Here is a 26,643-nt window from a genome sequence, read left to right on the forward strand (position 1 = left end):
ATCTACACCCGCCAGGGCGACGCCGGCGACACCGGCCTGGCCGACGGCAGCCGGGTACCCAAGGACCATCCGCGCATCGAGGCCATCGGCGCGGTGGATGAGCTCAACAGTGCCCTGGGTCTGCTGCTCGCCGAGCTGGCCGAGGATGCCCGCCTGGCCGAGGTGAGCGAGCTTCTGGCGCCCTGTCAGCACCGCCTGTTCGACCTCGGTGGCGAACTGGCCATGCCCAGCTATCGCGCCCTGCAACCGGTGGAGATCGAACGTCTGGAGGGCGCCATCGATCGCTGGAACGCCGAGCTGGGGCCGCTGGAGAACTTCATCCTGCCCGGCGGCTCGCGCGCCGTGGCCCAGGCCCATGTCTGCCGCACCCTGGCGCGCAGCGCCGAGCGCCGCTGCCGCAGCCTGCATGCGGTGGAGCCGCTGGAGGGCCAGGGCTTGCCCTATCTCAATCGCCTGTCCGACCTGCTGTTCGTCGCCGCCCGCATCGTCGCCCGGCGCCAGGGGGTAAGCGAGGTGCTCTGGCAGGCCGCGCGGCCATGAGCGCGCCCGCCGCGCCACCGCCGCGCCGCCACGAGGGGCTGCTGGCGCTATGGGACGGCCTGATCCTGATCCTGGTCTGCGTGAACCTGGCGCTGATCCTGTTCGACAGCCTCTATGCCCTGGGACCGCTCAACCAGGCCCTGGCCACGGTGTTGCCCGGCTTCCACGCCTTCTATGGCGAACGCATCCACGCCCACTTCACCCGCATCGACCTGGTGTTCGTCGCCTTCTTCATCGCCGACGTGCTGCTCGGCTGGCTGGTGGCGGTGATCGAGCGCCGCCATGCGCGCTGGTACCACTACCCCTTCATCCACTGGTACGACGTGCTCGGCTGCATCCCCCTGGGCGGCTTCCGCCTGCTGCGGGCGCTGCGCATCGTCTCGCTGCTGCTGCGCCTGCAACGCCTGGGGCTGATCGACATGCGCGGCTGGCGGCCCTATCGACTGTTCAACCACTACTACCAGCTGCTCATGGAAGACCTGTCCGACCGGGTGATGATCAAGATCTGCGGCGAATTGCAGGACGAACTCAACACCCGCGACGACTTCTCCCAGAGCGTGATCGACCGCGTCATCCGCCCGCGCAAGCAGCGGCTGATCGACGGCATGGCGCTGCGCATCCAGACCATGGTGGAACAGGGCTATAGCCAGAATCGCGCCACCCTGGAGCGCCTGGTCGGCGACGTGGTGCAGCGCGCCCTGGAGGAGAATCCCGACCTGGCCCGACTCAAGCGGCTACCCATGGGCGAGCGCCTGGCCGACACCCTGGACGGGGTGCTCACCGACATCGTCAACGGCCTGGTCAGGGAGGCGGCGGCCAGCCTGCGCACCCGCGACTTCCGCGCCCTGGCCAGTCGCCTGGCCGATCACGGCTTCGATCAGAGTCTGCCCAGCGGCGCTCAGGACAATGCCCTGGACGAGGTGCTGGTGGAGATCCTCGAGGTGTTCAAGCAGAAGGTCCTGCAGCGCCGGCTCGATCAACTCGATGGCGAGCTCTGGCCGCAGGAATGGCAGCGCAGCGAGATCGATCCGATCAACGCGCCCCGGCGCTGATCTGCTGCTGCAGATTCTGCACCTGGGTCTGCAGGGTGGTGATGTTGCGGGTGGTCTGCAGGCGGAAGGCGTCGAATTCCTTGCTGTCCGGGCCCACCGGGCGGGCGTCCAGCTCGCTGCGCAGCACCAGCAGGTCCTGCTGCATCTCGCCCAGGGCCTGATTCTGGGCACTGGGCTTCTTCAGCGCGGCGATGTCGGCCTGCAGCGCCTTGTTCTGCGCGGTGAGGCTGGCGACCTGCTCGGTCAGGCTGGCGGTCTGCGCCAGGCCGTTCTTCAGCGCGGTCTGCTCGTCGGCCAGGGCCTTGAGGCGGGTATCCACCTCGCCACTGCCGGTCTGCACCGTCTGGACCGCGGTGGAGAGATTCTGCAGACGGTTGTCCTGGGCCTGCTGGTTGTCCGTCACCCCCTGCTGCTGGCGGGTGAGTTCGGCGACCTTGGTCTGCAAGGTCTTGACCTGCAGCAGCAGCGCCTCGCGACTGGTGGTGCCGGAGGATTCACTTTCCACCAGCTTGCCGGAGATGTCCCTCAGGCGACCCTGGGCGTCTTCGCTGATGCGCGCGAAGTTTTCCTGGGTGGCCACCACCTGCTCCTGCATCAGCACCAGTTGCTGATGACTCCACCAGGCGACCCCGGCCAGGGCCAGAGTCAGGGCCGCGACCAGCACCCACAGCGGCGCGGTGGACGGGCCACGGCGTACCGCGCGCGCATGACCGGCCGTGGGCTCGCGATAGACCTCCTCGGCTTCGACCGACCGGCGACCCGCGGGACGGCGATCGTCACGCTCCGGCGTCAGACTCGGGACGTTATCCATTTCATCGAGAAGATCGTTGCGCATGGCAGACCTGTGAGCAAAGGCAGGAAGACGAAATCGCGGCCAGTATAACGGCCGTCGGCGCCGACGCGAGGCCGTGCGCGGACGGATTCACCCCGGGAGCGTGCGCGGAAACGCAGTCTGCGCCGATAGCAAAGCGCCAGCATGCCATATCCCGAGTGCCTTTGGTGCGGCGCTAGACCGGGCCGCTGCGGGCCTGGGGCGCCCGCGGGCGATATTCTTCCAGGGCGTTCCAGGAGCTGGCCTCGGGCAGGTAGCCGAAGGCCTCCTGGGCGGCGCGGATATCCAGAGTGAAGGGGCTGTCGAGCAGGTCGGGCCAGCGCGACTCGTGACCCGGGGTACGCAGGCGGGCATAGAGACGCCGGGGATCGAAGGCCTTGCGCTCGACCACCGGCGGCAACTCGAAGCGCCGCAGCAGGAAGTTGATCGCATCCCAGCACACCAGCGGCTGGCCATCGCTGAGGTTGAAGACCTTGCCCTGGGTGGCGGCCGGTTGCCTGAGCAACAAGGTCACCAGGGCCTTGCGCAGATTGCCGGCGCTGGTGAAGTCCCAGCGATTGAGGCCGTTGCCGCTGCGGCCCAGCTGCCTGGCCTTGGCCCTTTCCAGCAACCAGCGCGCCCAGTCGCGATCGGCCAGGCCGAGCACCTGGGCCGGCCGCAACACCGTGACCTGGGGGCCGAATTCGCCGGCGGCCAGGGCCAGGCGCTCCAGTTGCAGACGGCGCTGGGCCTCGCGGCTGGCGGGCTTGGCCGGCACCTGGTCTTCCTTGAGCGCTTCGCCGCCCCGCTCGTAGACGCGGGCGGACGAGACATAGACGAATTGCGCGACCTGCTGCTGCAGGGCGGCTTCGATCAGCACCTGGCCATGGTCCAGATCGGCCGCGCTCGGCACGCCGGCCACATCGGTACAGTGGGCGATGGCATCGATGTCGTCGCACAGCGCCACCACCTGCGCGGGCTGGTCGAGCAAGGCCGGGTGATAGTCGGCGCCGCGCTCGACCAGGGCGTCCAGGGTCGCGCCGGGGCGGCCGTGCACCCGCACCAGTTGGCCGCGGTCGAGCAGGTCGCAGGCCAGGCCCGCACCGAGCGGCTCGCTGGCGCCCGTGATCAAGATACGCATGTCGCTGGGATTCCCGAAGCTGTCCGCGGTCGCCCGGGGCGACCCATCCGCCAGTGTAACCAAAGCCTTCGATAGACGCCGCTAGTCGCGCACCAGCCACTGGCCGGCGACCTGTTCGAGGTGCCGGGTCAGGGCCTGCAAGGCGGCGCCGCCATTGCGCCAGTGATGCCAGAACAGCGGCACGTCCACCCAGTGACCGGGCGCCAGATCCACCAGCGCGCCCCGCGCCCGGGCGGTCGCACTCTGGATATCCGGCAGGAGACCCCAGCCGATGCCACCCAGGGTCATCTGCAGAAAGCCCTCGGCGGAAGGACAGAGGTGGTAGTCGAAGGTCTGGGTGACGCCGAGCTGCTCCAGATAGCGATGCTGCAGGCGATCATCCGGGCCGAAGACGATGGCCGGCGCCCGTGCCAGGGCCTGGGGATCCGGCAATGCGGCCAGTTGCCGAGCGCGGAATTCCGGACTGGCCAGGGCCCGGTAGCGCATGGCGCCCAGGGCGCTGACCCGTGCGCCGGCCAGCGGCTGGCAGTTGGCGCAGAGGCAGGCCGCCACCTCGCCGGCGCGCATCCGTCGGAGCACCACGTCCTGGTCTTCCACCACCAGATCCAGCAACACCCGCTGTGCCCGGACCCAGGGGCCGACCGCCAGCGGCCACCAGTTGGCCAGGCTGTCGGCGTTGAGGGCGATGCGCAGGCGCTGCGGCGCCTCTTCGGCCAGACCCGGCACCTCGCTGCCCAGATCGGCTTCCAGTAGCCGCACCTGCTGGATATGGCGCAACAGCCGCAGACCCGGCGCCGTCGGCTGCGGGGGTGTCTCCCGCACCAGCACCGCCTGGCCGACCCGGGCTTCGAGCAGCTTGATGCGCTGGGACACCGCCGATTGCGACAGCCCCAGGCGCCGCGCCGCCCGCTCGAAACCGCCCTCTTCCACCACCACTGCCAGGGCTTCCAGCAACTTGTAGTCGATCATCGATTCAGCTAATGCTGCATAAGGAATATTGGTTTTTCTTATACACCTGGACGCGGCAAGGTGGCAGCCAATCCAGCACGACAGGCCACCACTTCCGCAATGAACAGCTACGTCACCGGCCTCCTGACCATGGCCAGTCTCATCATGGCGCTGGGCGCGCAGAACACCTATCTGCTGGCCCAGGGGCTGCGCCGCGAGCACCATCTGGCCATCGCCGCCTTCTGCCTTACCTGCGACGTGATTCTGGTGGCCGCCGGGGTACTGGGCCTGGCCGCGCTGATCCAGCACAGTCCGTTGCTGGTGGATATCCTGCGCTGGGGCGGCGCGGCCTTTCTGCTCTGGTATGGCGCCCAGGCATTGCGTCGGGCCTGGCGGCCGGCAGCCATGGGCACCCTGGCCGCGGCGGAGCCACGCAGCAGGCGGCAGGCGCTGCTCGCCGCCGCGGCGGTCTCGCTGCTCAATCCCCATGTCTATCTGGACACGGTGCTGCTGGTCGGCTCCCTGGGCAGCCAGCAGGCCGCGCCCCTGGCCTATGTGTTCGGCGCGGCCACGGCCTCCATGCTGTGGTTCTTCGGCCTCGCCCTGGGCGCCGCCTGGGCTGCGCCCTACCTGGCCCGCCCAGGGGTGTGGCGGTTGATCGATCTGCTGGTGGCCGGGGTGATGTTCGCCGTCGCCGCCCAGTTGCTGGTCTCGACCTGAGGCTGGCCTTCCCCGGGCGAGCGCCCTAAGCTGCGGCTCTGCGTTTCCTGTCGAGAGTCCTCATGCCCTTCGCCCGCTCGCTCCGCAGTCAGAGCCTGCTCCTGTTCGGCGGCAGTCTGCTGCTGATGCTGCTGATCGCCCTGGCCGGCTTCGGCCTGCTCTCCCGCGAGTTGCATCGCTACCAGCACCTGATCGAAGGCCCGCTGGAGCGCCTGGTGGAGATCGACGACACTCACCTGATCTTCAAGATCCAGGTCCAGGAGTGGAAGAATTTTCTCCTGCGCGGCGGCGATGCCGCGACCGCCGAGCGCTACTGGCAGGCCTTCCTGACCCGCGAGGCGGAGGTCGACCGGCGTCTGCAGCAACTGACCGGCAGCGTCGATCCCGATCTGCAACCGCGGCTCCAGGCCCTGCGGACCCAGCACGGTCGCCTGGGCGAGCGCTATCGCGCCGGCCACAGGGCCTATCTGGAACATGACCGCGATCCGCGTCGCGGCGATGCCGAGGTCCGCGGCATCGATCGCGAGACCGCCGAGGGCTTTGCCGCCCTGGTCGCCGACCTGCACGGCCGCACCGCCGCGCAGATCGCCGCCATTCGCGCCGAGGCCCAGCGCGACATCCTGCTCGCCGGCCTGGCCCTGCTGCTCTGTGGCGGGGGCCTGCTGTTTCTCGGCGTACGGCTGGTGGAGCGCCGCCTGGTGGATCCGCTGGTGGCCTGCGCCCGGCAACTGGGCCTGCTGGCCCGCGGGCGTTTCGGCGAGCGCCTGCCCGGCGGCCGCGATGACGAACTGGGACGCCTGACCCTGAGCACCAACCTCCTGCGCGACACCGCCGTGCAGCACACCCACGAGCTGCGCCATCAGGCCAGCGAGGTCAGCGCCCTGAGCGCCCTGCTGGCCGGTCAGCTGCTGACCGAACCGGGGCAGCCCGCGCGCGAGATCGATCCGCAGGTCCTGAAAGAGGTCAGTCGCCGCCTCGCCGACATCGCCGGCGATCTGCAGGAAGCCGCCAGCCAGCGGCAGGACTGAGCTGCGGCGCTAGAGCTGCGCCGGCACCTCGCGCCACGCGCCGGGCGCCAGATCGTCCAGCGTCCAGGGGCCGATGCGGACGCGCACCAGGCGCAGGGTCGGCAGGCCCACCGCGGCGGTCATGCGCCGCACCTGGCGATTGCGCCCTTCGCGAATGGTCAGCTCGATCCAGGCGGTCGGCACGCTCTTGCGAAAGCGCACCGGCGGATCGCGCTCCCACAGCGCCGGCGGCTCCGCCAGCAGGCGGGCCTCGGCCGGCAGCGTGGGGCCGTCATTGAGCTCGACGCCCTGGCGCAGGCGCTGCAGCTGCTCTTCTCCAGGTGTGCCCTCCACCTGGGCCCAGTAGGTCTTGGGCAGCTTGTGCCGGGGATCGGCGATGCGCGCCTGCAACTGGCCATCGTTGGTCAGCAGGAGCAGGCCTTCGCTGTCGCGATCCAGGCGGCCAGCGGGATAGACGCCCGGCACCTCGACATAGGCCTTGAGGGTCGCGCGGCCGTCGGCGTCGGCGAACTGGGTGAGCACGTCGAAGGGCTTGTTGAGCAGCAGCAACCGCGGCGTGACCGGCGGTGCCTTGGCCTGGCGACGCGGACGCTGGCCGGGGGTGGAACGGGTATTTCGCGACATGGGGATCGACGGCGGCTAGCCAAAGGGTAATCTGGACCGCCCAGTCTATTCGTCCGAGGTCCCATGCGCATCTTTCGTCCGCTGTGGCTGATCCACCTGCTGACCCTGGCCGGCTGCGCCTCCTCCGCCTACGAGGGTCCGCGCTCCGATCACTTCGACGGCGAGCGCTTTCACAACCTGGCGCCGCGCGAAGACAAGAGCCTCTGGACCCTGCTGAAATGGCAGTTCACCCGCACCCGTCCCGAGTGGACCTGGCAGGAAGGGCCGGCCGCGCCGACGCGGCCAGCGGCCCGGGTCGAGGGTGGTGAATTGCGGGTGACCTTCGTCAACCATGCCACCCTGTTGATCCAGCATCAGGGCCTCAACATCCTCGCCGATCCGGTGTGGTCGGAGCGGGTCAGTCCCTTCAGCTTCATCGGTCCGCGACGCTATCACGCCCCCGGCGTGGCCCTGGACGACCTGCCGCCGCTGGACCTGATCTTCGTCAGCCACAGTCACTACGACCATATGGATCTGGCGACGCTGCGGCGCCTGGCCGAGCGCGCGCCCCTGACGCCGGTGGTGACGCCCCTGGGCAACGCCGAGCTGATCCGCCGCGAGACCGGTTTCGTCACCGTCAATGAACTGGACTGGTGGCAGAGTCTGCCGCTCAAGGACGGCCTGCGCCTGCACCTGGTGCCGGGCCAGCACTGGTCGGCGCGCAGTCGCTTCGACACCAACCGCCGGTTGTGGGGCGGCTTCGTGCTGGAAGCCCCGACCGGACCGGTCTATTTCGCCGGCGACACCGGCTGGGGGCCGCACTTCGCGCAGATCCGCGAACGCCTGGGGGCACCGCGTTTCGCCGCCCTGCCCATTGGCGCCTACGAACCGCGCTGGTTCATGCGGGACAGCCACCTCAACCCGGACGATGCCGTGCGTGCCCATCAGGCACTGGGCGCCGCCAGCAGCCTGGGCATCCACTTCGGCACCTTCTCCCTGAGCGACGAAGCCCAGTTCGCCCCACCCCGCGACCTGGCCAACGCCCGCGCCCTGCATGGCCTGGCGGACGAGGCGTTCCGGACACTGGCGCCGGGCGAAGTCTGGTCGGTGCCCTGAGGTCAGCCGCCGACCTTTGCCGCTTCGATCAGAGGCGGCAAGGAGGAGGCGCTGAGCCAATCCATTAGGTTGGCTCTCATACCGACGCCCCAATGATGGTCATAGAGCATCCAGGCCCCGGTAATCACGATGGCCCAGAGAATGCTGAACAGCGAGCCGACCAGAAAGTATTCGGCAAAGTCCCGCTGATCCAGCTCCTTGAAGCGAGCGACGGTCTTGAGCGCTATCACCGCCGCGAGGATTTCCCAGCTGTTGCTCAGCAGTCCGGCAGCCAACACCAGGCGTTCGAGCCAGCCGATGAGGCGTCCCGCGGAAAAGGCGCCATCGTTGGACGCGCCTGGCACCCTTGGCCGTGTCATGCGGATGAGCATCCTGCGACACAAGACATTGCCAAGCTCGGTCAACAGGACCAAGGCGAAGAGCGTATAGGCCAGTGCATGCAATCCTTGCAGCAACCCGTTCATGGCTCAGCCTCCCTGCGATCCAGATCCGCCAGCACCTCCAGCACGGCATTCCACTGCTGGCTATAGGCGTCGAAGTGACCGGAGGTGCGTACCTTGTAGATGCTATGGACCGATACCTGACGCTGCTCTGCCAGCTCCGCAGGCAACTGTCCGTTCAACAGTGCCGCGATATCGCTCAGTTGACGTTGCGTCCAACCCTTTTCGATCACCGTCAAGCCAACCCCTAGCGCATCGAGAGCGATCTCCAACAGCGGCTCCTGGGGCAGCGAGAAACCATAGCGGCAGAGCGCGCGCTTTTCGTTGAGCTTGTGTCGACTGCGGCTGAGGCCCGGCCCCATCATGTTCCAGGCCTGCTGCGGATTCACAGCCGTTTCTATCCGGGCCAGCCCCAGCACGAAACGGCAGTCAATACCGCGCTGCAGGAGATCCAGCCTGATGTCACGCAACAGCCGAGCGCCGGCATTCAGGGACGTCACCAGGCCCTGAAATTCGTCTCCAAGGGTGATGGTCAGCGGTGATGCCAGGACGTCGGCATAACGCCTATTGCACTGCACGACCGCCTCATTGAAAGTCTCGTGTAACTGCGCGATATCGGCGGCTTGCTCGCTATGTACCAGGTCGCCCATCGCCACCGCGAGCGTCCTGGCGGTTTTTACCTGTTTTGGGGTCATTTTTCGCGATGTAACCATAAAAGGGTCAATCGATTCTTTTTACCCAAAACGGTGCGGTTCGCCTAGCGCTAAATGTCATCACCAACCAGCAGGGCAAGAGACACAGGCAGCCAGAACGCTTGAGGATGCCCTCGACATCTCGCTGCTCCCGCCCATTAAATCAGGTTATTCCACCAGCCCCTTGTCCCAGAGTCGTACCAGCTCGCTGGGCGCGCGGTCCTCGGGGATCAGCAGGGTCAGCTCGTCCTGCTGCTCGGCGGGTTGGGGGCGGAAGCGCAATTCCACCTTGAAGTAGCGCTGATCGCCCCGCCCGACCTGGGTCGGCTCGCCGGACTCCGGCAGGCAACGCTCCAGCACCGAGCAGATGCGCCCGCGCTGGGCGCTGTCGTACTGACCGAATTCGATCTCCCGCGGCTTGCTCAGCGCGTGCAGGGGCGCAAAGCCGCCCTGTCGCGAGAGTCGCACCACGGTGTCCTTGCCCAGCGGGGGAAGTTCGCGCATTGCCCTGCTCCTCTAGATGAGAGTGACGCCCACACCGGCCCAGGCCTCCTCGACCGCACCCACCTCCGCCGACTCGGCGCCGAAACGGCGACCGGCATTGGAGACGGTCAGACGGGCGAAGGCGGCGAAATCCGCATCGTTGGCCAGGCGACTGTCGCAGAGGGTGTCGTACCAGATCGGCCCGGCCTTTTCCCAGGCGTAGCCACCCAGGGCCATCGCCGCCAGATAGAAGGCCCGGTTGGGAATGCCCGAGTTGAGGTGGACACCGCCGTTGTCTTCGCGGGTCTCGATGTAGTCGCGCATATGCCCGGGCTGGGGGTCCTTGCCCAGGGTCGGATCGTCGTAGGCGGTGCCTGGCTCGGCCATGGACCTCAGACCCTTGCCGTTGATCTTCCGGGTCAGCAGCCCGGCGCCGATGATCCAGTCCGCCTCGGCGGCGGTCTGCTTGAGTTCGTACTGCTTGACCAGGATACCGAAGACGTCGGAGACCGATTCGTTGAGCGCGCCGGACTGGTTGAAGTACACCAGTCCGGCCTCGCTCTCGGTGACGCCATGCACCAGTTCGTGGGCGATGACGTCCAGGGCGATGGTGAAGCGGTTGAAGATCTCGCCGTCGCCATCGCCGAACACCATTTGCTCGCCGTTCCAGAAGGCGTTCTGGTATTCCTGGCCGTAGTGGACGGTGCCGGCCAGTGGCAGGCCCTGGCCATCGATGGAGTTGCGCCCGAAGACCTCGTCGAAGAATTTGAAGGTGGCGCCCAGGTAGTCGTAGGCTTCGTCCACCGCCACATCGCTCAGTGCCGGCTGCCCTTCCTGGCGCACCAGACGCCCGGGCAGCTGCATGGCGTTGCCGGCATCGAAGATGCTGCGCTGCGGACTGGCGTCATCGGTGCGCGGCAGCGGCCCGACCGGTGCCTGGCGCACGCCGGGGCGACCGGGATTGTGCAGCAGACTCTGGACGTGACTCAGGGTGGTCAGGGCGCAGGAGCGCTGGTGTTCGTCGCCATGATCGATGATGCGACCAAGAATATAGGGGGGAATCACCCCCTGGTAGGTGCCCGGGTTACGAGACATGCGCGCCCTCCTCCTCTGGGGGACAAAGGTCCCCGATCACCGCAGCGTGCGGTCCGTGTTTCTTGGACCACGAAACGACCAGACGGCTCCCGCCTCTTCACCCGGAGGCAGGCTTCTGGTACAAAGGCACCCCACGCGGGCGTCGTATAATGGCATTACCTGAGCTTCCCAAGCTCATGACGAGGGTTCGATTCCCTTCGCCCGCTCCAGATCCAGACGGCCTCCAATCAGTCCTTACGGACACGCTGATTGGGGGCCGTTGCGTTTCCGGGCCCTGCCAAGGGGTTTTGCGCGCGCGAAACCTAGCCCGCCACCAGACCCTTCACCCGCTGCGCCAGGGCCTCCACCGCGAAGGGCTTGGTGAGGATCGCCATGCCCGGTTCCAGGTGGCCGTCGCTAAGCAGCGAGGTTTCGGCGAAGCCGGTGATGAACAGCACTTTGAGCGCCGGGCGCTGGACGCGCGCGGCGTCGGCCAGCTGGCGACCGTTCATGCCGCCGGGCAGGCCGACGTCGGTGACCAGCAGATCGATGCGCGCATCGGAGTGCAGCACCTCCAGGCCGCCGGCGCCATCGGCGGCCTCGATGATGACGTAGCCCAGTTCGCGCAGCAGATCGGTCACCAGCATGCGCACCGTGGGTTCGTCGTCGACCACCAGCACCGTGGCATTGGCGCCTTCCAGCAGAGCGGGCTGGTCCTCCGCCGGGGGCAGGCCGCACGGCCGCTCCACCGGTCGCAGGGGCAGGTACAGACAGACGGTGGTGCCTTCGCCGGGCGTCGAGCGCAGCCGCAGCTGGCCGCCCGACTGGCGGGCGAAGCCATAGATCATCGACAGCCCCAGGCCCGTGCCCTGCCCCATGGGCTTGGTGGTGAAGAAGGGCTCAAAGGCCTTGGCGGCGACCTCCGGGGTCATGCCGCTGCCGCTGTCGGTCACGCTCAGGTGCAGATAGCGCCCCGCGGCCAATTCGACATCGCGGGCAGCCGCTTCGCCAAGGGTGCGATGATTGGCGGCGATGAGGATGCGCCCGCCAGCGGGCATGGCGTCGCGCGCGTTGATGCACAGATTGAGCAGGGCGTTCTCCAGCTGGGACTGGTCCACCAGCAGGGGCTGGTCGTCCGGCAGACTGCTGAATTGCACCTGGATGGCGGGCCCTACGGTGCGCTGCACCAGGTCGAGCAGGCTGCCCACCAACTGGTTGATCTCGGTGGCTTCCGGGGCCAGGGTCTGGCGGCGAGCGAAGGCCAGCAGCCGATGGGTCAGGGCCGCGGCGCGCTTGGCGCTGCCTTGAGCGGCCGTCAGGTATTTTTCCAGTTCGGTGAAGCGCCCCTGGCCTATGCGCAGACTCATGAGGTCGAGGCTGCCGGAGATCCCGGCGAGCAGGTTGTTGAAATCATGGGCCAGGCCACCGGTGAGCTGGCCGACCGCTTCCATTTTCTGTGACTGGCGCAGGGCTTCTTCCGAACGGCGCAATTCTTCGGTGCGCGCTTCGACACGCTGCTCCAGGGTGGCGGTGAGGTCGCGCAACTCCGCCAGGGCGCGGTCGCGCTCGTCGGCCAGGGCCCGGCGGGCGTCCACGTCGAGCAGCACGCCGGGAAAACGCAGCGGGGTGCCATCCGGCGCCAGTTCGACATGGCCGTTGGCCTCCAGCCAATAGTAGCGGCCGTCACTGCGACGGACGCGGTACTGGTGGGCATAGCGGCCGCCGCGGCCGATGACGTCGGCGATGGCCGCGGCCAGGCCGGCCTGGTCGTCCGGATGGACGGTGGCCACCACCTGCGCCAGACTCAGGCCATCGCGGCCCAGCGCCGGGTCGAGGCCGAAGTTGATGGCGAAGGCCTCGTCGACGGTGAACCTGTCGGTAGGCAGATCCCAGTACCAGGTGCCGATGATGGCGCCGGCAGCAAGGGCCAGCTGCACGCGCTCGGCGGCGGCCAGCACGCTGCTCTCCGCGGCGCGGGCGGTGTCACGCTCGTCGATGCGTGCCGAAAGTTCCTGCTCGAGGGTCAGGTTGTGCCGCCGCAGGGCGGCCTCGGCCACATCGCGCTGACGGTGGGCCTGGACGCTGGCGGTGGTCTCGGTGGTGATGTTGAGCATGCCGACGATGCGCTCGCCATCGCGCAGTGGGCTGTAGGAAAAGCTCCAGTAGGTATCCTCGGGATAGCCGTTGCGGGTCATCACGAAGTGCTTGTCGACGAAGTGCAGCGCCTCGCCGGCCAACGTCTGCGCGATCAGCGGCGCGATCTCGCCCCACAGTTCCGCCCAGACCTCGTCGATCGGCTGCCCAAGGGCGGCCGGATGGCGGGCGCCGAGAAAGGGGGCGTAGGCCTGGTTGTAGATCAGCGTCTGCTCGGCGCCCCAGGTGGCGCACATGGCGAAGGGAGACGCCATGAGCAGGTCGTAGGTGGTCCGGAGGGCCACGGGCCAGCTGGCGCGCGCGCCCAGTGGCGTGGTTTCCCAGGCGAAACTTTCGAGATAGGACAAGGGACGACTCACTGGCAGAGGCGCTGAGGGATCTCGTGGCCGCCCGAGTCCGCTGCGGGCGCCCGGATGGCCATGATAGGCAGGTACGAGCCTCCCTGCCAGGGCTCCAGGTGACCGACGGCGCCGCTGTACCCGTCAGTGGCGGGCCGGCCCTGCGGCATGCTGTCCCGGTGAAACGACTGGCATGCCCGCCGTGCATCTCTTACCGTGTGGCCCCCGCTGTCGCTGTCAGGTATCCGCTCGTCATGTCCGCGTCTCCCACCCCGCCCGAGGGGCTGCAACGCAGCCTGTCCAATCGCCATCTGCAACTGATCGCCATCGGCGGCGCCATAGGCACCGGCCTGTTCATGGGCTCGGGCAAGACCATCGCCCTGGCCGGCCCCTCGATCCTGCTGGTCTATCTGATCATCGGCAGCGCCCTGTTCTTTGTCATGCGCGCCCTGGGCGAATTGCTGCTGTCGGATCTGGAGTACAAGTCCTTCATCGACTTCTGCACCGATCTGCTCGGGCCCTGGGCCGGTTTCTTCTGTGGCTGGACCTACTGGTTCTGCTGGATCGTCACCGCCATCGCCGATGTCATCGCCATCGCCGCCTATGCTCAGTTCTGGCTGCCCGGCCTCGCGCCCTGGATCCCGGCGCTGCTCTGCGTGCTGCTCCTGCTGGGCCTGAATCTGGTCACGGTGCGGCTGTTCGGCGAACTGGAATTCTGGTTCGCACTGATCAAGATCGTCGCCATCTGCGCCCTGATCGTCACCGGTTTCGGCCTGGTGCTCTGGGGCTTCCAGTCGCCCTCGGGCAACGTCGCCAGCCTGGCCAACCTGTGGAACGACGGCGGCGTCTTTCCCATGGGCCTGGGCGGTTTCTTCGCCGGTTTCCAGATCGCCGTCTTCGCCTTCGTCGGTATCGAACTGGTGGGCACCACCGCCGCCGAGACCGCCGATCCGCGGCGCAACCTGCCACGGGCGATCAACTCCATCCCGGTGCGCATCCTGGTGTTCTATGTGCTGGCGCTGGTGGTGATCATGGCGGTGACGCCCTGGCGCCAGGTGGTGCCGGACAAGAGTCCCTTCGTCGAACTCTTCGTGCTGGCCGGCGTCCCCATGGCCGCCAGCCTGATCAATTTCGTGGTGCTGACCTCGGCCACCTCCTCGGCCAACAGCGGCATCTTCTCCACCAGCCGGATGCTCTATGGCCTGGCCCGCGAAGGCCATGCGCCGCGCGGCCTCACCCGCCTATCGCGGGCGGCGGTGCCGGCGCGTGGCCTGGTGCTGTCGTGCATGTGCCTGCTGCTGGGTACGGTGCTGATCTACCTGATCCCCAACCTGGTCACCGCCTTCACCCTGGTCACCACCCTGGCCGCGGTGCTGTTCATGTTCGTCTGGTCGCTGATCCTGCTGGCCTGGCTGGCCTACCGCCGCAACCGTCCGGAGCGCCATGCCGCCTCGGCCTTTCGCCTGCCCGGCGGGCGCTGGGTGTGCTACGGGGTGCTGGCCTTCTTTGCCGCCGTGCTGGTGCTACTGACCCTGCAGGACGACACCCGCCAGGCGCTGCTGGCCAGTCCGCTGTGGTTCCTGCTGCTGGGCGTGGGCTACTGGTGGCGCGGGCGGCGGCAGACTTGACCAGCCAAAAGAAAAAATTCTCGTATGTGAATTTATTTCGTTTGATATAAATTCTCATTTACACGGATAGGCGACCTGCATAAGCTCTAGCCCGCACCTTTCAGCCGGGCACAGAGGAGCTTTGCATGTCGTTACCGTCTCTTATCCAGGAAGAACGCCTGCAGCTACGTTGGCAGCAGGCGCTCGCCTCCACGGCCTTTCAGGACGCGGGCATCGATCTCGCCCAGTTGCGCGCGACCCTGGCGCCCGCGCGGGCACGCAGCCTGCAGCGCCTGCTGCAGGCTGTGCTCAGAGAGGGGCTGATCGAAGCCGACTTCCAGCCGGACGAAGCCGGCGCCGCCACCCTGGTGTTGCGCGACGGTACCCGGTTGCGGGCCGAGCACCTGATGCCTGGGCGGATGGACAGCTGGGACCTACGCGGCGCGGTCTGGCTGCAGCGTCCCGGCGCGAGGAGCGAGGCGATCCGCTGGCCGTCGCAACTGCTGATCCGCCTCAGCGAACACCTGGTCCAGCCGCCTGGCCGGGAGGCCTTGCAGCGTCTGGCCGAGGAGCTGGACGACAGTCTGGTCAACGACACCCTCTGCCTGGCCTTCAACGCCCATTGGAGCGCGAGCCTGCAGGCGCAGCATCCCGGGCAGGGACTGCTGGCCGGCATGCGCCTCGCGGCGGCGCCCGCCAATCCGACGCTGCAGCTGGAGCAGTGGGGGACCCTCGGGCATCCCTGGCACCCAAACTACAAGACCAAGCTGGGTCTCGATACCAGCCGCCTGATCAGCTACGCGCCCGAATTCGCCGCCCGCATCGAAATTCGCCTGTGCGCCTTGCATCGCCAGTGCGCCCATATGCAGCGGCTGCCCGGTACCCCCGACTACCAGAGCTGGTGGGCGGAACGTTTCCCGGAGGCCGCGACGCGTCTGCGCCAGCATCTCACCGCGCTGGGTCTCGACAGTGACGACTACTGGCCGCTGCCGGTGCATCCCTGGCAGGCCGAGGATGTCCTGCCGCGGGAATTTGCCGCTGAGATCGCCGATCGCCTGCTGGTCCTGACCGACATCCCCGCCTGCGAAGCAGCGCCCACCATGTCGTTTCGTACCGTATTGCCCGCGGCCAGCCGTACGGCGCCCATGCTGAAGCTGCCGGTTTCGCTGCGCCTGACCAGCGTGCAGCGCACCGTCTCGCCGCGCTCGGCGCGCATGGGACCCAGAGTCAGCGAATTGCTGCTGCGGATCCTGCAGCGCGAGCCCGAGCTGCAGCGGCAGCTGGACATCATTCCCGAGCGTCTCGGCCTGCATTATCAGCCACAGCCGGCGGACGACGAGCGCGCTCGCCACCTGGGCGTGCTCTATCGCGACAACCCCTGGAGTCGCCTGGCGCCGGGCGAGCTGGCGGTTCCGGTCGGCAGCCTGTTCGCCCAGGACGAGCAGCAGCGCCCCTTGCTGCGCGAATGGGTCGCCCTGGCAAAAGGCCGCGACGACGGCGCCGCCTTCCTGGCCTTTTTCGCCGACTATCTGGCCGTTGCCGTGCCCGCCCTGCTGGGGATCTACCTCAGGTACGGCGTGGCCTTCGAGGCACACCAGCAAAACAGCTTCATGATCATGGACGCCATGGGCCGACCGATCCGTCTACTGCTGCGGGACTTCGGCGACATCCGCATCGACCGCGCCACCCTGCACGGTCAGGGACTTGACCTGGAACTGCACGATCCGGCGCTAACGCTGTTCGACGACTCCGCCTTTGTCCGCGACAAGCTGCTGCACACCACCTTCATGTGCCATCTGGGCGAGCTCGCACTACTGGGCGCGCGGTATTGGCAACTGCCCGAAGCCAGCCCCTGGCAGTTGCTGGCCGACGCCGTCGCCCGCTGCTTCGACGAAGCATGCCCCCGGGTGGACGCGCAGCGCTGGCACCGCGAGCGGGCGGCGCTGCTGGAAGAGCCCTGGCCGGCCAAGGCTTTTCTGCGCATGCGCCTGCTCGACAGCCAGACCGATGTCGTCGGCCGCCTGGCCAATCCGTTGCGGACCTCCCGGGATGGCTGCTGAAGTCCGCGGTCTGCGGCTGCTGCTGGTGATCCAGCTGTTATCGATGGGCGCCATGGAAATGAGCGGACCGTTCTGGCCGTTGCAGATCGCCAGCCTGCTCGGGCCGGAGGGCGCCCAGTACACCGCGTTGCTGTCCGCGGCGGTCTATACCGGTCCGCTGCTGGCGGCCATGCTGTTGACCCCCTTCTGGGGGCGCCTCGGCGACCGCACTGGCCACCGGCCGATGATCCTGCGCGCCCTGCTGGCCCTGGCGCTCTGCCAGGGCCTGGCAGCGATGGTCAGCGACGCCTGGGCGCTGGTCGCGGTGCGAGTGGTCCAGGGTGGCCTGGCCGGCTTTCTGGCGGCGGCCCAGGCCTATGCGCTGGTCTGGTGCGCCGGCGGCAGTCGCGGCAGCACCCTCGCCCAGTTGCAATCGGTCACCGCCCTTGGCTCTCTGCTCGGCCCTGTGCTGGGCGGCTGGCTGCTGGACGCGGCAGGCTTTCGCCTGCTCTGCACCAGCGCCCTGGCCATCTGCCTGCTGTGCGCCCTGGCGGCGCTCTGGCTACCGGCGGATCGTCCCCAACCCCGCACCCACCGAGGCGCGCAGACGCAGGCCCTGCCCCGTGGCTGGCTGGCCGGCATCCTGCTGGTGATCGTGCTGGTACAGGCGGCCAAGCTCATGCCGCAGCCCTTCTATGCCCTCTATGTCGCCCAGGTGCTGCAAGCACCGGGCTGGCTGATCGGCGCCAGCTACGGCGCCAGCGCCCTGAGCCTGGCGCTGTCGGCACCGCTCTGGGCACGGCTGTTCGATCGCTGGCAACCGGCGCGGACCCTGGCCCTCATCGAAGGCGTGGCCTGGGCCTGCGCCCTGACCCTGGCCGCCACTGCCCTGGCCGGCAGCTGGCCGAGCTTTCTCGCCACCCGTCTGCTCTGGGGCCTCTGGCAGGGCGCGCTGCTGCCGGTGGCCTATGCCCTGATCGCCAACACCCTGAGCGCCAGTCAGCAGGGCTTCGCCCTAGGCCTGGGCAACAGCGCGGCCAAGGCCGGCGCCCTGCTCGGCACCCTGCTCGGCGGCGCGGCCATGGCCGTGGCCGGTCTGGACCAGGCGTTCTGGCTGGTCGCGGCCCTCTATTTCACCGCCGCCCTGGGCATCCGATTGATCCGCCAGTCTGGCCTGACGCCGGCTGCTCAGGCGCCCAACCCCTCCCCAACCACCCCTCAATAAGAAGTATCGTCATGCATCCCACTCGACTCGCTGCACTCATCGCCACCGCCCTGTTCGGCCCAGCCGCCTGGGCCACGGACGCCGCCACCGACCAGGTCGCCGATCTGCAACCCACGGTGATCTCGGCCACCCGCGCGGAAAGCACCATCGCCTCCATCCCCGGTTCGGTTCAGGTGATCGATGCCGCTCAAGTGCGCGAACAGACGGGTGCCGGCCGGCGCATCGCCGATATCCTGGGCGAGCTGGTGCCCGGCATGGCGCCGTCCAGCGGGGGCATGAGCAACTACGGCCAGACCTTGCGCGGGCGCAACACCCTGGTGCTGATCGATGGGGTCTCGCAGAACGCCACCCGGGACAACTTCCGCCAGCTCAACAGCATCGCGCCGGAAAGCATCGAGCGCATCGAGGTGATCTCCGGCGCCAGCAGCATCTATGGCGCGGGCGCGTCCGGCGGCATCATCAACATCATCACCAAGCGCAACCAGGGCCAGGACCTGGCCTTCAGCAGCAAGCTCGGCCTGACCGCGGGCAAGGATTTCGAACGCAAGGGTTTCGCCTATGAAGGCTTCCAGAGCGCCACCGGCCGCCAGGGGCCCTTCGACTGGTACCTCTCGGGCGCCTATACCCAACGCAACGACCAGTTCGACGCCCACGGCCAGCGCATTCCCCAGGACACCTCCCAGGGCAGCAACATGGACACCGACACCCGTGATCTGCAGGGACGCTTCGGTTACGCCCTGGACGAAGACCGCAAGCTGACCCTGGGCCTGCAGGATTACCGCGATCGGCAGGACACCGACTACACCAAGGATCCACGCAACAGCCGTCAGGCGGTGGCGGTCAAGGGCCTGCAGCTGGACGACCAGCCGGAGACCACCAACCAGGCCATCAACCTCAACTACAGCGACGCGGCCTTTTTCGGCCAGACGCTGAACGTCGAGAGCTACTGGCGCAAGTCCGATGCGCTGTTCTTTCCCGACATCTCCCGCGGCCGGGCGGGCTACTCGGCCACCGACAGTCGCCAGACCGTCTACGGCCTGCGCACCGCGGTCGATACCCCGCTGCCGCAGATCGGCGAAGCCATGGGCAACCTGGTCTGGGGCGTGGACTACAGCCACGAACGCGCCGAGCAGACCGGCGATCAGTACGCGGTCAACGGCCTGGACTATCGCAAGACCGGTGTGACCTACGATCTCGGTCCGGAACTGGCCACCGCGACCAAGGCGCTGTTCGCCCAGACCGCCTGGGACATCGGCGACTGGACCATCCGCGGCGGCGTCCGGCGTGAATGGATCGACAGCGAGGTGGAAGACAGCATCGCCTTTGGCGACGTGGTCCGCACCGGCCGCGGCGGCACCCTCCAGGGCGGCACCCTGAAGTACGACGCCACCCTCTACAACCTGGGCGCCGTCTACCATCTCTCGGCGCAGCAGGACCTGTTCGCCAATTTCAGCCAGGGCTTCTCGTTGCCGGACATCCAGCGCTTCCTGCGCGACGTCGGCAGCACCTACGACATCCAGAACCTCAATGCCCAGGCGATCAAGGTCGACAGCTACGAACTCGGCTGGCGCGGCAACTGGCGGCCAGTGCAGGCCCAGGTCACGCTCTACCAGAACACCTCGGACGTCACCCAGTTCTATGACGCCACCGACCGGGTCCTGCGCCTGATCGACCAGCGCGAGCGGGTGCGCGGCGTGGAGAGCAGCCTGACCTGGAAACTCGACGACAGCTGGTCGCTGGGCGGCACCTACGCCTGGTCCAAGGGCGAGACCCGGCAGAACGGCCAGTGGATCGACCTGCCGGCCACCCGCATCTCGCCGGCCAAGACCACGCTGTTCCTCGGCTACACCCAGCAGGCCTACAACCTGCGCCTGCAAGGCATGCGCCTGGCCGACTACGACGCCGCCGATCGCGATGGCAACGGCCGCAGCATCGACGGCTATACCCTGGTGGATCTGCTGGGCACCATCGAATTGCCCAAGGGGCGCCTGGAAGGCGGCATCTACAACCTGACCAACCGCAGCTATCAGACCCTGCTGGCCCAGGCCAGCGGTCGGGCGCCCTACCCCGAAGGCCAGGGCCGCACCTTTAGCCTGGCCTATGCCCTCGACTGGTGATGGCGGTTCCGACGCTCAACCCACTGTCCAGAGTTCAGCGACGCGGGTGGTATAGCGCGGGCTGAGCAGGTCACGGCGCATCTGCCAGGCGGGATCGCGCGGGATCCGCGCCGGCCTCAGGGTCTCGCGACCGAACCGGCCGTTGATGGCGTCCAGGGTCGCCATCAGCCGGGCCGCGGCCGGATCCGGGGCGGCGGCGAAGAGATCCGCCGCCGCCTCGCCTCGGCCGCAGAGGTCGAGCAGCAGTACCTCGGCCTTGGCGTAGCCGAAGCCGTCGCGAAAGATCTCGCGCAGGCCCGCCTGGGCGTGGTCGTTGAGCACCCGGGTGTCGTCGCTGGGCACCGGCAGGTTGAGCAGGGCGGCATTGGCGTAGCGGCCTTCGTCGGCGCCGTGCATGCCGGTCTGAATGCTGACCCTCAGGGTGCGACAGAGCGAGCCCTGGGCGCGCAGCTTTTCCGCGGCGCGCGCGGTGTAGCTGGCCACCGCCTCGGCCAGGGCGCCGAACTGGTACTGGCGGCGACCGAACATGCGACTGCTGCAGATGGTCTGCCGCGGCGCTTCCAGTTCCTCCAGGCTCAGGCAGGCCAGGCCGCGCAATTCCCGCGCGGTCTTTTCCAGCACCACGCTGTAGCGCTGGCGCAGCGACCAGGCATCCTGCCCGGCCAATTCCCAGGCCGTGGTGACCCCCTCCCCGCGCAGCCGCGCGGCCAGGCGTCGGCCGACGCCCCAGACGTCTTCGATGGGCGAATGCTTCAGCACCCAGTCATGCACCGCCGGATCGCGCAGATCCAGCACCCCGCCGGTGCGCGCCGGCCAGCGCTTGGCGGCAGCGTTGGCCAGCTTGGCCAGGGTCTTGGTGCCGGCGATGCCGACGCTGACCGGAATGCCCGTCCACTTCTGCACCCGGGCCTGCAGGCGGTGGCCGAGGGCGTCCAGGGGTTCGGGCAGGCCGGCCAGATCGGCGAACACCTCGTCGATGCTATAGCGCTCCAGGCGCGGCACCAGGGTCGCCAGGGTGCGCATCACCCGATCGCTGAGATCGCCGTAGAGGGCGTAGTTGGAACTGAAGACCTCGATGTCGCCGCGCTGGGCCAGTTCACGCACCTGGAACCAGGGCGCCGCCATGGCGATGCCCTGGCGCTTGGCCTCGGGCGAACGGGCGATCACGCAGCCGTCGTTGTTGGACAGCACCACCACCGGGCGCCCGGCGAGATCAGGGCGGAAGACCCGCTCGCAACTGCAATAGAAGGCGTTGCAGTCGATCAGCGCCAGCACCGATTCAGCCATGGCCGAAGCGCCTCAGGCTGTGGGTGGCCACGCCCCAGACCTCGAAATCGTCGCGCTCGCCGATGACCAGCGGCGCATAGGCGGGATTTTCCGCCAGCAGGACGAAATTGGCGCCGCGCCGACCGAGGCGCTTGAGGGTGGGTTCGCGATCGCGCACCGCCACCACGATGTCGCCGACCCGTGCCGGCCGGGCGCGATCGACGATCACCAGGTCGCCGGCAAAGATGCCGGCGCCGGTCATGCTGTCGCCACTGACCTGGATGACATAGGTGTGGGGTGCGCGCAGGTCGACCAGCTCGTCCAGCGAGACCTGGCGCTCCAGATGATCCTGGGCCGGCGACGGAAAGCCGCACGGCAGGCGAAAATCATAGAGCGGCAGCCGGATGTCGGACGACTCCAGGCAACCCAGGACGGTAACGGACATGACAAGGCGCTCCTGCAAATGACTGTCTATATATACAGTCATACACAGGAGCCAAGCCTGTAAAGCGCTGCTCGGGACCGGCCGATGAGTGGCGCGATCAGGCGCTGAGACGAAAACGCGAGACCACGCTCCGCAACTCCTGAGACAGCCCAGCCAGCCGCTCGGCCCTGGCCGCATCGGACTCCACCCCACCCAGAACCTGCACGGTGCTGGTACGGATCTCCGTCGTGTTCCGGTTGATATCCTCGGATACCGAGGCTTGCTGCTCGGCGGCACTGGCAATCTGTACGTTGATATCGACGATCCGCTCCACCGCGGCACCGATGCTGGCCAGGCTCGAACTCGCCTCGACGGCAGCACCCACACCACCGAGCGCTCGGGCACGACTGGCCTGCATCTGCTGCACCGCATCGGCGGTCGCTGCCTGCAGTTGCTCGATGATGCGCCGGATCTCCTCGGTGGAAGTCTGGGTGCGCGAGGCCAGGGTACGCACTTCGTCGGCCACCACGGCGAAGCCACGCCCCTGCTCGCCGGCCCGTGCCGCCTCGATGGCCGCGTTGAGGGCCAGCAGGTTGGTCTGCTCGGCGATGGTGCGAATGACCGCGATGACCCCGCCGATGGCCTGGCTGTGGTTCTCCAGCGTCGCCAACTTGGTGGCGCTGAGATCGACGTCCGCGGCCAGCGCCTCAATGGTCGACTGCGTCTGCTGCATCACCTCGGCGCCACCAAGAGTGGCCTGGTTGGCGTCCTGGGCCGCTGCCACCGCCCCTTCGGTATTGCGGGCGACATCCGCCACGCTGGCGGTCATTTCAGTGATGGCGGTGGCCACCTGATCGGTCTCGGCCTGCTGGGCCTGCAAGGTAAACCGCGCCTGGCCAATGGAAGACGCCAGGGCATTAGAGGCTTCGGCTACCGCATTGGAGGTCACATTGACCTCTCGCAACGAGTGACTGAACGCCTCGAGCATGAGATCGAGACTACGGGCGATGTCGGCGATTTCATCTCGCCCCACGCCCTGCACCCGGCGACTGAGATCGCCTTCAGCCGCCGCGCGGGTCACGCGGACCAATTCATCGATCCCCTGGCACAGGGCGAAGTAGATACCCAGGAAGGCATAGGACAAGAGCAGAATCATGCCCGCTACCAGTCCTATCACCAGATTGCGCATGAAAGTGGCCTTGGCCAGACGCTCCTGGAGTATCTGCATCAGGACGCCCTGGGTGTTCTCTAATAGCTTGAAGTACTGCGACACCAGGGCACGTCCCTGGCTGCTCAGTGCCCGACTATCCACGGCCTCCTTGTCTTGCATGGCGGCCATCATGCTCTTGCGGAAATTAAGATAGTCGCTATCCGCCTGACTCATCTCGCCATGGATCTGCTGGGCCAAGGCCGGCGCCTGACGTGCGAGCAGGGTCAGCCCCAGTTGCAACTGGTCAGAAAGCAGAACCTCCTGACTGATCGTGTTGTTGATCCTGATCCGGCCGTTCATGCCCAGCGGTTGGTGGTTGTCCAGACTGTAGGCCAGGCTAGCCAACTGACCGATGAGGTTGATTTCCCGAGGCAGTTTCAAGGTGGTGAAATCGATCAGGAACAGCGAGCTGAAGTCTGGATCGAGCACCATCTGGGAGGTGGCCGACACGTAATAAACGAAGTTCAGCGTCGCGGTGAGCTGCTCGTTCCAGGCATCGAAGGCCTCGTAGGGAGTCAGGGAGACGGCCGGTTGCAGCAGGCGCTCCAGCCCGCGGCGCAAGCTGGCGAGGCGCTCGTGGGTGTCGAGTCCGCCGCCGACCTCTTGATCGAGACGTTGCAGCTCGTCGAAGGCCTTGAGCAGGGCCTCGCGGTTGTCCTGCCAAGGCTGCAGGGTACCGCTGTCGGTGGTCTGTCGATGCACCGAGAGGGCGCGCTGCAGCATGCTCAAACGGAGTAGCGGAAAGAGCTGGACCAGATAGCGCTGGCCTTCCAGCTCGAGACTGATGCTGTCGCGATCGGCCAGGGTGTCCTGCAGTTTGGAAACGCTGAGAAAAACCAGAGGCACGAGGATGATCACTGCCAGGCAGCTGAACTTGGCGGGGAACCTCAAACGATTCATCAGGCTGATCACGGGCGAGAAAATGGTCATGGGGAAACTCTTGCAGGGGGATGGGATAAAAACCTAGCTGTCGCCCGAAACAGTGCCGGACTGCCCAGGACAGCGATAACCGTTTCGCTTGCTAACTATCAGCAAGCAACCCCTCTAGCCCGCACCTCTTGGGACAGTCGGCAGAAAACAGAAGATAAAAGGTAAATCCGAAACCCTTGCCCTAGACGCGTTCCCATCAGATGGCCATCGTGCGATAGGAAAATCTCGGTGGTAACGGAAGCAAGCGGGTTGGCTCGGCCCCAGGCCCCGACTCGCCTATCCGGCGCTGCTTGGGGCGATGAAACCGGATGACTCATCGAAGCGCGACGGCTCTTGGGGAAAGGACGCCAGCGTGATGTTCCAGCAGTTAGCGGCACAACTTGGCGGCGCTTTTTCGACGTGGACGGCGTTGCCGCGCCCTGCCATAGCCCTGCTAAGACTCGTCGCGGCGCCCGGCCCCTCGGGGCGCCGAGCCGCCCCAAGGATCACTCGCCAATTCTTGCGCGAACGTCCGAAACACTACACTAGGCGCTGAGTCGGAAGCGCGAGACGATGCCGCGCAGGTCCTGGGAGAGGCCGGCGAGGCGTTCGGCGGTACCGGCATCGGATTCGATACCGGTCAGGACCTGCAGGGTGCTGGCGCGGATACCAGTGGTATTGCGGTTGATGTCTTCGGAGACCGCGGCCTGCTGTTCCGCGGCACTGGCGATCTGCACGTTGACGTCGACGATGCGCTCCACGGCGGTGCCGATGCTGGTCAGGCTGACGCTGGCCTGCTCGGCCGCCGCGACGCCAGTCAGGGCGTGACCGCGGCTGGCCTGCATCTGCCCGACGGCCTCGCCGGTAGCAGCCTGCAACTGCTCGATGATGCGGCGGATTTCCTCGGTGGAGGTCTGGGTGCGCGAGGCCAGGGTGCGGACCTCGTCGGCCACCACGGCGAAGCCGCGGCCCTGCTCACCGGCCCGAGCGGCCTCGATGGCGGCGTTGAGCGCCAGCAGGTTGGTCTGCTCGGCGATGGTACGGATCACCGCGATGACCCCGCCGATGGCCTGGCTGTGGCTTTCCAGGGCTGCGACCTTGGTGGCGCTGAGGTCCACCTCGGCGGCCAGGGCCTCGATGGCCTGTTGCGTCTGCTGCATCACCCGGGTGCCTTCCCGGGTGGCCTGGTCGGCCTGCTGGGCGGCGGCCACGGCGCCTTCGGTGTTGCTGGCGACGTCCGCCACGCTGGCGGTCATCTCGGTGATGGCGGTGGCCACCTGATCGGTCTCGCCCTGTTGCGTCTGCATGGTCGAACGGGCCTGGCCGATGGAGCCGGCCAGGGATCCCGAGGCCTCGGCCACCGCGCTGGAGGCCTGATCGACCTCGCGCAATGAGCGACCGAAGGCTTCCAGCATCTCGTCCAGGCTGCGCCCGATGTCGGCGATCTCGTCACGCCCGCGCAGCGCGGCGCGGCGACTCAGATCGCCCTGGGCGGCGGCGGCGGTCACCCCGACCAGTTCGGCGATCCCCAGACGCAGGGCCTGGTAGATGCCGGCGAAGGTGTAGATCAGCAGCAGCAGAGCCCCCAGGATCATGCCCACGACCAGATTACGCAGCGTGGTCGCATGGGCCAGACGCTCGGCCAGCATCTGGGAGAGAACCCCCTGCGCCTCCTCCTGCACCTTGAAGTAGCGCGCGACCACGGCATTGCCCTGAGCACCCAGGGCGCGTCCGTCGACCTTGCCCTCACCGTTCATGGCGGACAGCATGCCCTGACGGAAGTTGGCATAGTCGTCCGCCGCCTGGGCCAGGGAGCCCTTGAGGCGCTGCGCCAGCTCCGGCGCCTGGCGCGCCAGAAGTCTGAGGCCCTGCTCCAGCTCGTCGGCGGTCTGCCGCTCCTGGCGCAGTACCCCGCGCGCCACGTTGAGACTGGCCGGATCGAAGCTGTTGGTGGCGCTCAGACCGGTAGCCAGGCCACGCAGCTGGCCGATGAGGTTGATTTCCCGCGGCAGACGCACGGAGCTGATGTCGATGAGAAAGAGGCTGGTGTAATCCGAATCCAGCGCCAGGCCGGAGGTGGCCGAGACGTAATAGAAGAAGTTCAGCGTCTGGATCAGTTGCTGGTTCCAGGCTTCGAATACCTCCAGCGCGGTGCCCGTGGTTCCCTGCAGCAGGCGCTCGGCGCCCTGCCGCAACTGGCTCAGGCGATCGCCGGTTTCCAGCTGGGTGCCGAGTTCGCGATCCAGCCGGCCCAGCTCGTCATAGGCCTTGAGCAGGTTGTCACGGTTGTTTTGCCAATCCTGCTGGGCGGAGGCATCGCCATCCTGGAGCCGTTTGGTCAGGGCGCGCTGCAGCATGCTCAGGCGAGCGATCGGCGTCAGTTGCGTCAGATAGCGCTGACCGTCGATTTCCTGCGCAAGGCCGGCCCGCTGCGCCTGGATATCCTGATAGAGGTAGACGCTGAGGAAGACCAGGGGCACCAGGATGATGGCCGCCAGGCAGGCGAACTTGGCGGGAAATCTCAGGCGATTCATCAGTGTTATAGCAGGGGTCAACAGAGTCATGGCGAGCTCACGGGCGGCAGGTGGGGTCACTCGGGCTGTACCGCCCAATTTGTGACCTAATAGACAGAGTATTTTGTAACAGTTCTATCGCTATCGACTCGCCGGCTCGCTTATATGGCCCTTTGCCACCCGACGGTCGAAA

At 67.3% G+C, this 26,643-nt stretch carries 22 protein-coding genes, 1 tRNA gene and 1 pseudogene; 10 read left to right on the plus strand and 14 right to left on the minus strand.

Annotated features, from left to right (window positions below; genetic code table 11):
• Together CFE50_RS21625 and CFE50_RS21630 are read left to right on the plus strand one after the other, a co-directional pair.
• Positions 1-540: cob(I)yrinic acid a,c-diamide adenosyltransferase (locus tag CFE50_RS21625; RefSeq protein ID WP_286737190.1), on the plus strand; the 540-nt coding region annotated here is incomplete at its 5' end.
• Entirely contained in the window at positions 537-1,592 is a 1,056-nt protein-coding gene (locus CFE50_RS21630; protein WP_286737191.1) for an ion transporter, read from the plus strand. The genes CFE50_RS21625 and CFE50_RS21630, both read left to right, overlap by 4 nt.
• Here the strand turns inward: CFE50_RS21630 and CFE50_RS21635 are convergent.
• From CFE50_RS21635 to CFE50_RS21645, 3 genes are all read right to left on the minus strand, one after another.
• Positions 1,573-2,427: an ATPase gene (locus tag CFE50_RS21635; RefSeq protein WP_074585017.1), complete on the minus strand. Its 855-nt coding sequence runs from the start codon at positions 2,425-2,427 to the stop codon at positions 1,573-1,575. The genes CFE50_RS21630 and CFE50_RS21635 overlap by 20 nt on opposite strands.
• Before the next feature lie 172 nt (positions 2,428-2,599).
• The gene (locus CFE50_RS21640) at positions 2,600-3,544 is read right to left on the minus strand and encodes an NAD-dependent epimerase/dehydratase family protein (RefSeq protein ID WP_284671419.1); all 945 of its coding nucleotides are present in this window, start codon (positions 3,542-3,544) and stop codon (positions 2,600-2,602) included.
• Between the two features lie 81 nt (positions 3,545-3,625).
• Positions 3,626-4,513 carry a LysR family transcriptional regulator ArgP gene (locus tag CFE50_RS21645; protein WP_286737192.1) on the minus strand — a complete coding sequence of 296 codons (888 nt, stop codon included), beginning with the start codon at positions 4,511-4,513 and terminating at the stop codon, positions 3,626-3,628.
• 99 nt (positions 4,514-4,612) lie between these two features.
• Between CFE50_RS21645 and CFE50_RS21650 the strand changes: the two genes are divergently transcribed.
• Positions 4,613-5,212 carry a LysE/ArgO family amino acid transporter gene (locus CFE50_RS21650; RefSeq protein ID WP_007161919.1) on the plus strand — a complete coding sequence of 200 codons (600 nt, stop codon included), beginning with the start codon at positions 4,613-4,615 and terminating at the stop codon, positions 5,210-5,212.
• Between the two features lie 62 nt (positions 5,213-5,274).
• On the plus strand, positions 5,275-6,240 hold the full coding sequence (locus CFE50_RS21655) for a methyl-accepting chemotaxis protein (RefSeq protein WP_286737193.1): 966 nt from the start codon (positions 5,275-5,277) through the stop codon (positions 6,238-6,240).
• 9 nt (positions 6,241-6,249) lie between these two features.
• Here CFE50_RS21655 and CFE50_RS21660 read toward each other — a convergent pair whose 3' ends face one another.
• Entirely contained in the window at positions 6,250-6,864 is a 615-nt protein-coding gene (locus tag CFE50_RS21660; protein WP_144947352.1) for a pseudouridine synthase, read from the minus strand.
• 63 nt (positions 6,865-6,927) lie between these two features.
• Here CFE50_RS21660 and CFE50_RS21665 point away from each other — a divergent pair, with 63 nt between their 5' ends.
• On the plus strand, positions 6,928-7,959 hold the full coding sequence (locus CFE50_RS21665; RefSeq protein ID WP_286737194.1) for an MBL fold metallo-hydrolase: 1,032 nt from the start codon (positions 6,928-6,930) through the stop codon (positions 7,957-7,959).
• Positions 7,960-7,961: 2 nt separating this feature from the next.
• Here CFE50_RS21665 and CFE50_RS21670 read toward each other — a convergent pair whose 3' ends face one another.
• From CFE50_RS21670 to CFE50_RS21685, 4 genes are all read right to left on the minus strand, one after another.
• Positions 7,962-8,423: a hypothetical protein gene (locus tag CFE50_RS21670; protein ID WP_286737195.1), complete on the minus strand. Its 462-nt coding sequence runs from the start codon at positions 8,421-8,423 to the stop codon at positions 7,962-7,964.
• Complete coding sequence (locus CFE50_RS21675; protein ID WP_286737196.1) at positions 8,420-9,094, minus strand: SatD family protein; 675 nt, start codon at positions 9,092-9,094, stop codon at positions 8,420-8,422. The genes CFE50_RS21670 and CFE50_RS21675 overlap by 4 nt, the downstream gene beginning before the upstream one ends.
• Before the next feature lie 165 nt (positions 9,095-9,259).
• Positions 9,260-9,595, minus strand: coding sequence for a protealysin inhibitor emfourin (locus CFE50_RS21680; RefSeq protein WP_007161915.1), 336 nt, complete (start codon positions 9,593-9,595; stop codon positions 9,260-9,262).
• 12 nt (positions 9,596-9,607) lie between these two features.
• On the minus strand, positions 9,608-10,669 hold the full coding sequence (locus tag CFE50_RS21685; protein ID WP_286737197.1) for a M4 family metallopeptidase: 1,062 nt from the start codon (positions 10,667-10,669) through the stop codon (positions 9,608-9,610).
• 135 nt (positions 10,670-10,804) lie between these two features.
• Between CFE50_RS21685 and CFE50_RS21690 the strand changes: the two genes are divergently transcribed.
• Positions 10,805-10,878 (plus strand) — tRNA-Gly (locus CFE50_RS21690).
• Positions 10,879-10,971: 93 nt separating this feature from the next.
• Here the strand turns inward: CFE50_RS21690 and CFE50_RS21695 are convergent.
• Entirely contained in the window at positions 10,972-13,056 is a 2,085-nt protein-coding gene (locus CFE50_RS21695) for a hybrid sensor histidine kinase/response regulator (protein ID WP_502694725.1), read from the minus strand.
• Between the two features lie 338 nt (positions 13,057-13,394).
• Between CFE50_RS21695 and cycA the strand changes: the two genes are divergently transcribed.
• From cycA to CFE50_RS21715, 4 genes are all read left to right on the plus strand, one after another.
• Positions 13,395-14,768, plus strand: coding sequence for a D-serine/D-alanine/glycine transporter (cycA, locus tag CFE50_RS21700; RefSeq protein WP_286737199.1), 1,374 nt, complete (start codon positions 13,395-13,397; stop codon positions 14,766-14,768).
• A 125-nt stretch (positions 14,769-14,893) separates the two neighbouring features.
• The gene (locus CFE50_RS21705) at positions 14,894-16,807 is read left to right on the plus strand and encodes an IucA/IucC family protein (RefSeq protein WP_286737200.1); all 1,914 of its coding nucleotides are present in this window, start codon (positions 14,894-14,896) and stop codon (positions 16,805-16,807) included.
• On the plus strand, positions 16,797-18,011 hold the full coding sequence (locus CFE50_RS21710) for an MFS transporter (RefSeq protein ID WP_286737201.1): 1,215 nt from the start codon (positions 16,797-16,799) through the stop codon (positions 18,009-18,011). The genes CFE50_RS21705 and CFE50_RS21710 overlap by 11 nt, the downstream gene beginning before the upstream one ends.
• Before the next feature lie 11 nt (positions 18,012-18,022).
• On the plus strand, positions 18,023-20,128 hold the full coding sequence (locus CFE50_RS21715) for a TonB-dependent receptor (protein WP_286737202.1): 2,106 nt from the start codon (positions 18,023-18,025) through the stop codon (positions 20,126-20,128).
• A 15-nt stretch (positions 20,129-20,143) separates the two neighbouring features.
• Here the strand turns inward: CFE50_RS21715 and CFE50_RS21720 are convergent, their stop codons facing one another.
• From CFE50_RS21720 to CFE50_RS21735, 5 genes and pseudogenes are all read right to left on the minus strand, one after another.
• Positions 20,144-21,415, minus strand: a complete 1,272-nt coding sequence (locus CFE50_RS21720) for a Y-family DNA polymerase (protein WP_286737203.1) — start codon at positions 21,413-21,415, stop codon at positions 20,144-20,146.
• On the minus strand, positions 21,408-21,839 hold the full coding sequence (locus CFE50_RS21725; RefSeq protein ID WP_241807549.1) for a LexA family protein: 432 nt from the start codon (positions 21,837-21,839) through the stop codon (positions 21,408-21,410). Before CFE50_RS21725 ends, CFE50_RS21720 begins: the two co-directional genes overlap by 8 nt.
• 97 nt (positions 21,840-21,936) lie before the next feature.
• Positions 21,937-22,806: a methyl-accepting chemotaxis protein gene (locus CFE50_RS22970; RefSeq protein WP_502694726.1), complete on the minus strand. Its 870-nt coding sequence runs from the start codon at positions 22,804-22,806 to the stop codon at positions 21,937-21,939.
• A pseudogene (locus CFE50_RS22975) lies at positions 22,807-23,958 on the minus strand (HAMP domain-containing protein); the annotation flags it as partial.
• Positions 23,959-24,482: 524 nt separating this feature from the next.
• Complete coding sequence (locus CFE50_RS21735) at positions 24,483-26,501, minus strand: methyl-accepting chemotaxis protein (RefSeq protein ID WP_286737205.1); 2,019 nt, start codon at positions 26,499-26,501, stop codon at positions 24,483-24,485.
• Positions 26,502-26,643 lie beyond the last annotated feature (142 nt).

The organism is Pseudomonas sp. PGPPP4 (genome assembly GCF_002256045.1).
Classification (GTDB): domain Bacteria; phylum Pseudomonadota; class Gammaproteobacteria; order Pseudomonadales; family Pseudomonadaceae; genus Chryseomonas; species Chryseomonas oryzihabitans.

Excerpts from the sequence above, each read along its gene's own strand:
- CFE50_RS21630 (WP_286737191.1), top strand. The coding sequence starts at position 537 with ATGAGCGCGCCCGCCGCGCCACCGCCGCGCCGCCACGAGGGGCTGCTG.
- CFE50_RS21635 (WP_074585017.1), bottom strand. The coding sequence starts at position 2,427 with ATGCGCAACGATCTTCTCGATGAAATGGATAACGTCCCGAGTCTGACG.
- CFE50_RS21640 (WP_284671419.1), bottom strand. The coding sequence starts at position 3,544 with ATGCGTATCTTGATCACGGGCGCCAGCGAGCCGCTCGGTGCGGGCCTG.
- CFE50_RS21645 (WP_286737192.1), bottom strand. The coding sequence starts at position 4,513 with ATGATCGACTACAAGTTGCTGGAAGCCCTGGCAGTGGTGGTGGAAGAG.
- CFE50_RS21650 (WP_007161919.1), top strand. The coding sequence starts at position 4,613 with ATGAACAGCTACGTCACCGGCCTCCTGACCATGGCCAGTCTCATCATG.
- CFE50_RS21655 (WP_286737193.1), top strand. The coding sequence starts at position 5,275 with ATGCCCTTCGCCCGCTCGCTCCGCAGTCAGAGCCTGCTCCTGTTCGGC.
- CFE50_RS21660 (WP_144947352.1), bottom strand. The coding sequence starts at position 6,864 with ATGTCGCGAAATACCCGTTCCACCCCCGGCCAGCGTCCGCGTCGCCAG.
- CFE50_RS21665 (WP_286737194.1), top strand. The coding sequence starts at position 6,928 with ATGCGCATCTTTCGTCCGCTGTGGCTGATCCACCTGCTGACCCTGGCC.
- CFE50_RS21670 (WP_286737195.1), bottom strand. The coding sequence starts at position 8,423 with ATGAACGGGTTGCTGCAAGGATTGCATGCACTGGCCTATACGCTCTTC.
- CFE50_RS21675 (WP_286737196.1), bottom strand. The coding sequence starts at position 9,094 with ATGACCCCAAAACAGGTAAAAACCGCCAGGACGCTCGCGGTGGCGATG.
- CFE50_RS21680 (WP_007161915.1), bottom strand. The coding sequence starts at position 9,595 with ATGCGCGAACTTCCCCCGCTGGGCAAGGACACCGTGGTGCGACTCTCG.
- CFE50_RS21685 (WP_286737197.1), bottom strand. The coding sequence starts at position 10,669 with ATGTCTCGTAACCCGGGCACCTACCAGGGGGTGATTCCCCCCTATATT.
- CFE50_RS21695 (WP_502694725.1), bottom strand. The coding sequence starts at position 13,056 with ATGGCGTCTCCCTTCGCCATGTGCGCCACCTGGGGCGCCGAGCAGACG.
- cycA (WP_286737199.1), top strand. The coding sequence starts at position 13,395 with ATGTCCGCGTCTCCCACCCCGCCCGAGGGGCTGCAACGCAGCCTGTCC.
- CFE50_RS21705 (WP_286737200.1), top strand. The coding sequence starts at position 14,894 with ATGTCGTTACCGTCTCTTATCCAGGAAGAACGCCTGCAGCTACGTTGG.
- CFE50_RS21710 (WP_286737201.1), top strand. The coding sequence starts at position 16,797 with ATGGCTGCTGAAGTCCGCGGTCTGCGGCTGCTGCTGGTGATCCAGCTG.
- CFE50_RS21715 (WP_286737202.1), top strand. The coding sequence starts at position 18,023 with ATGCATCCCACTCGACTCGCTGCACTCATCGCCACCGCCCTGTTCGGC.
- CFE50_RS21720 (WP_286737203.1), bottom strand. The coding sequence starts at position 21,415 with ATGGCTGAATCGGTGCTGGCGCTGATCGACTGCAACGCCTTCTATTGC.
- CFE50_RS21725 (WP_241807549.1), bottom strand. The coding sequence starts at position 21,839 with ATGTCCGTTACCGTCCTGGGTTGCCTGGAGTCGTCCGACATCCGGCTG.
- CFE50_RS22970 (WP_502694726.1), bottom strand. The coding sequence starts at position 22,806 with ATGCTCGAGGCGTTCAGTCACTCGTTGCGAGAGGTCAATGTGACCTCC.
- CFE50_RS21735 (WP_286737205.1), bottom strand. The coding sequence starts at position 26,501 with ATGACTCTGTTGACCCCTGCTATAACACTGATGAATCGCCTGAGATTT.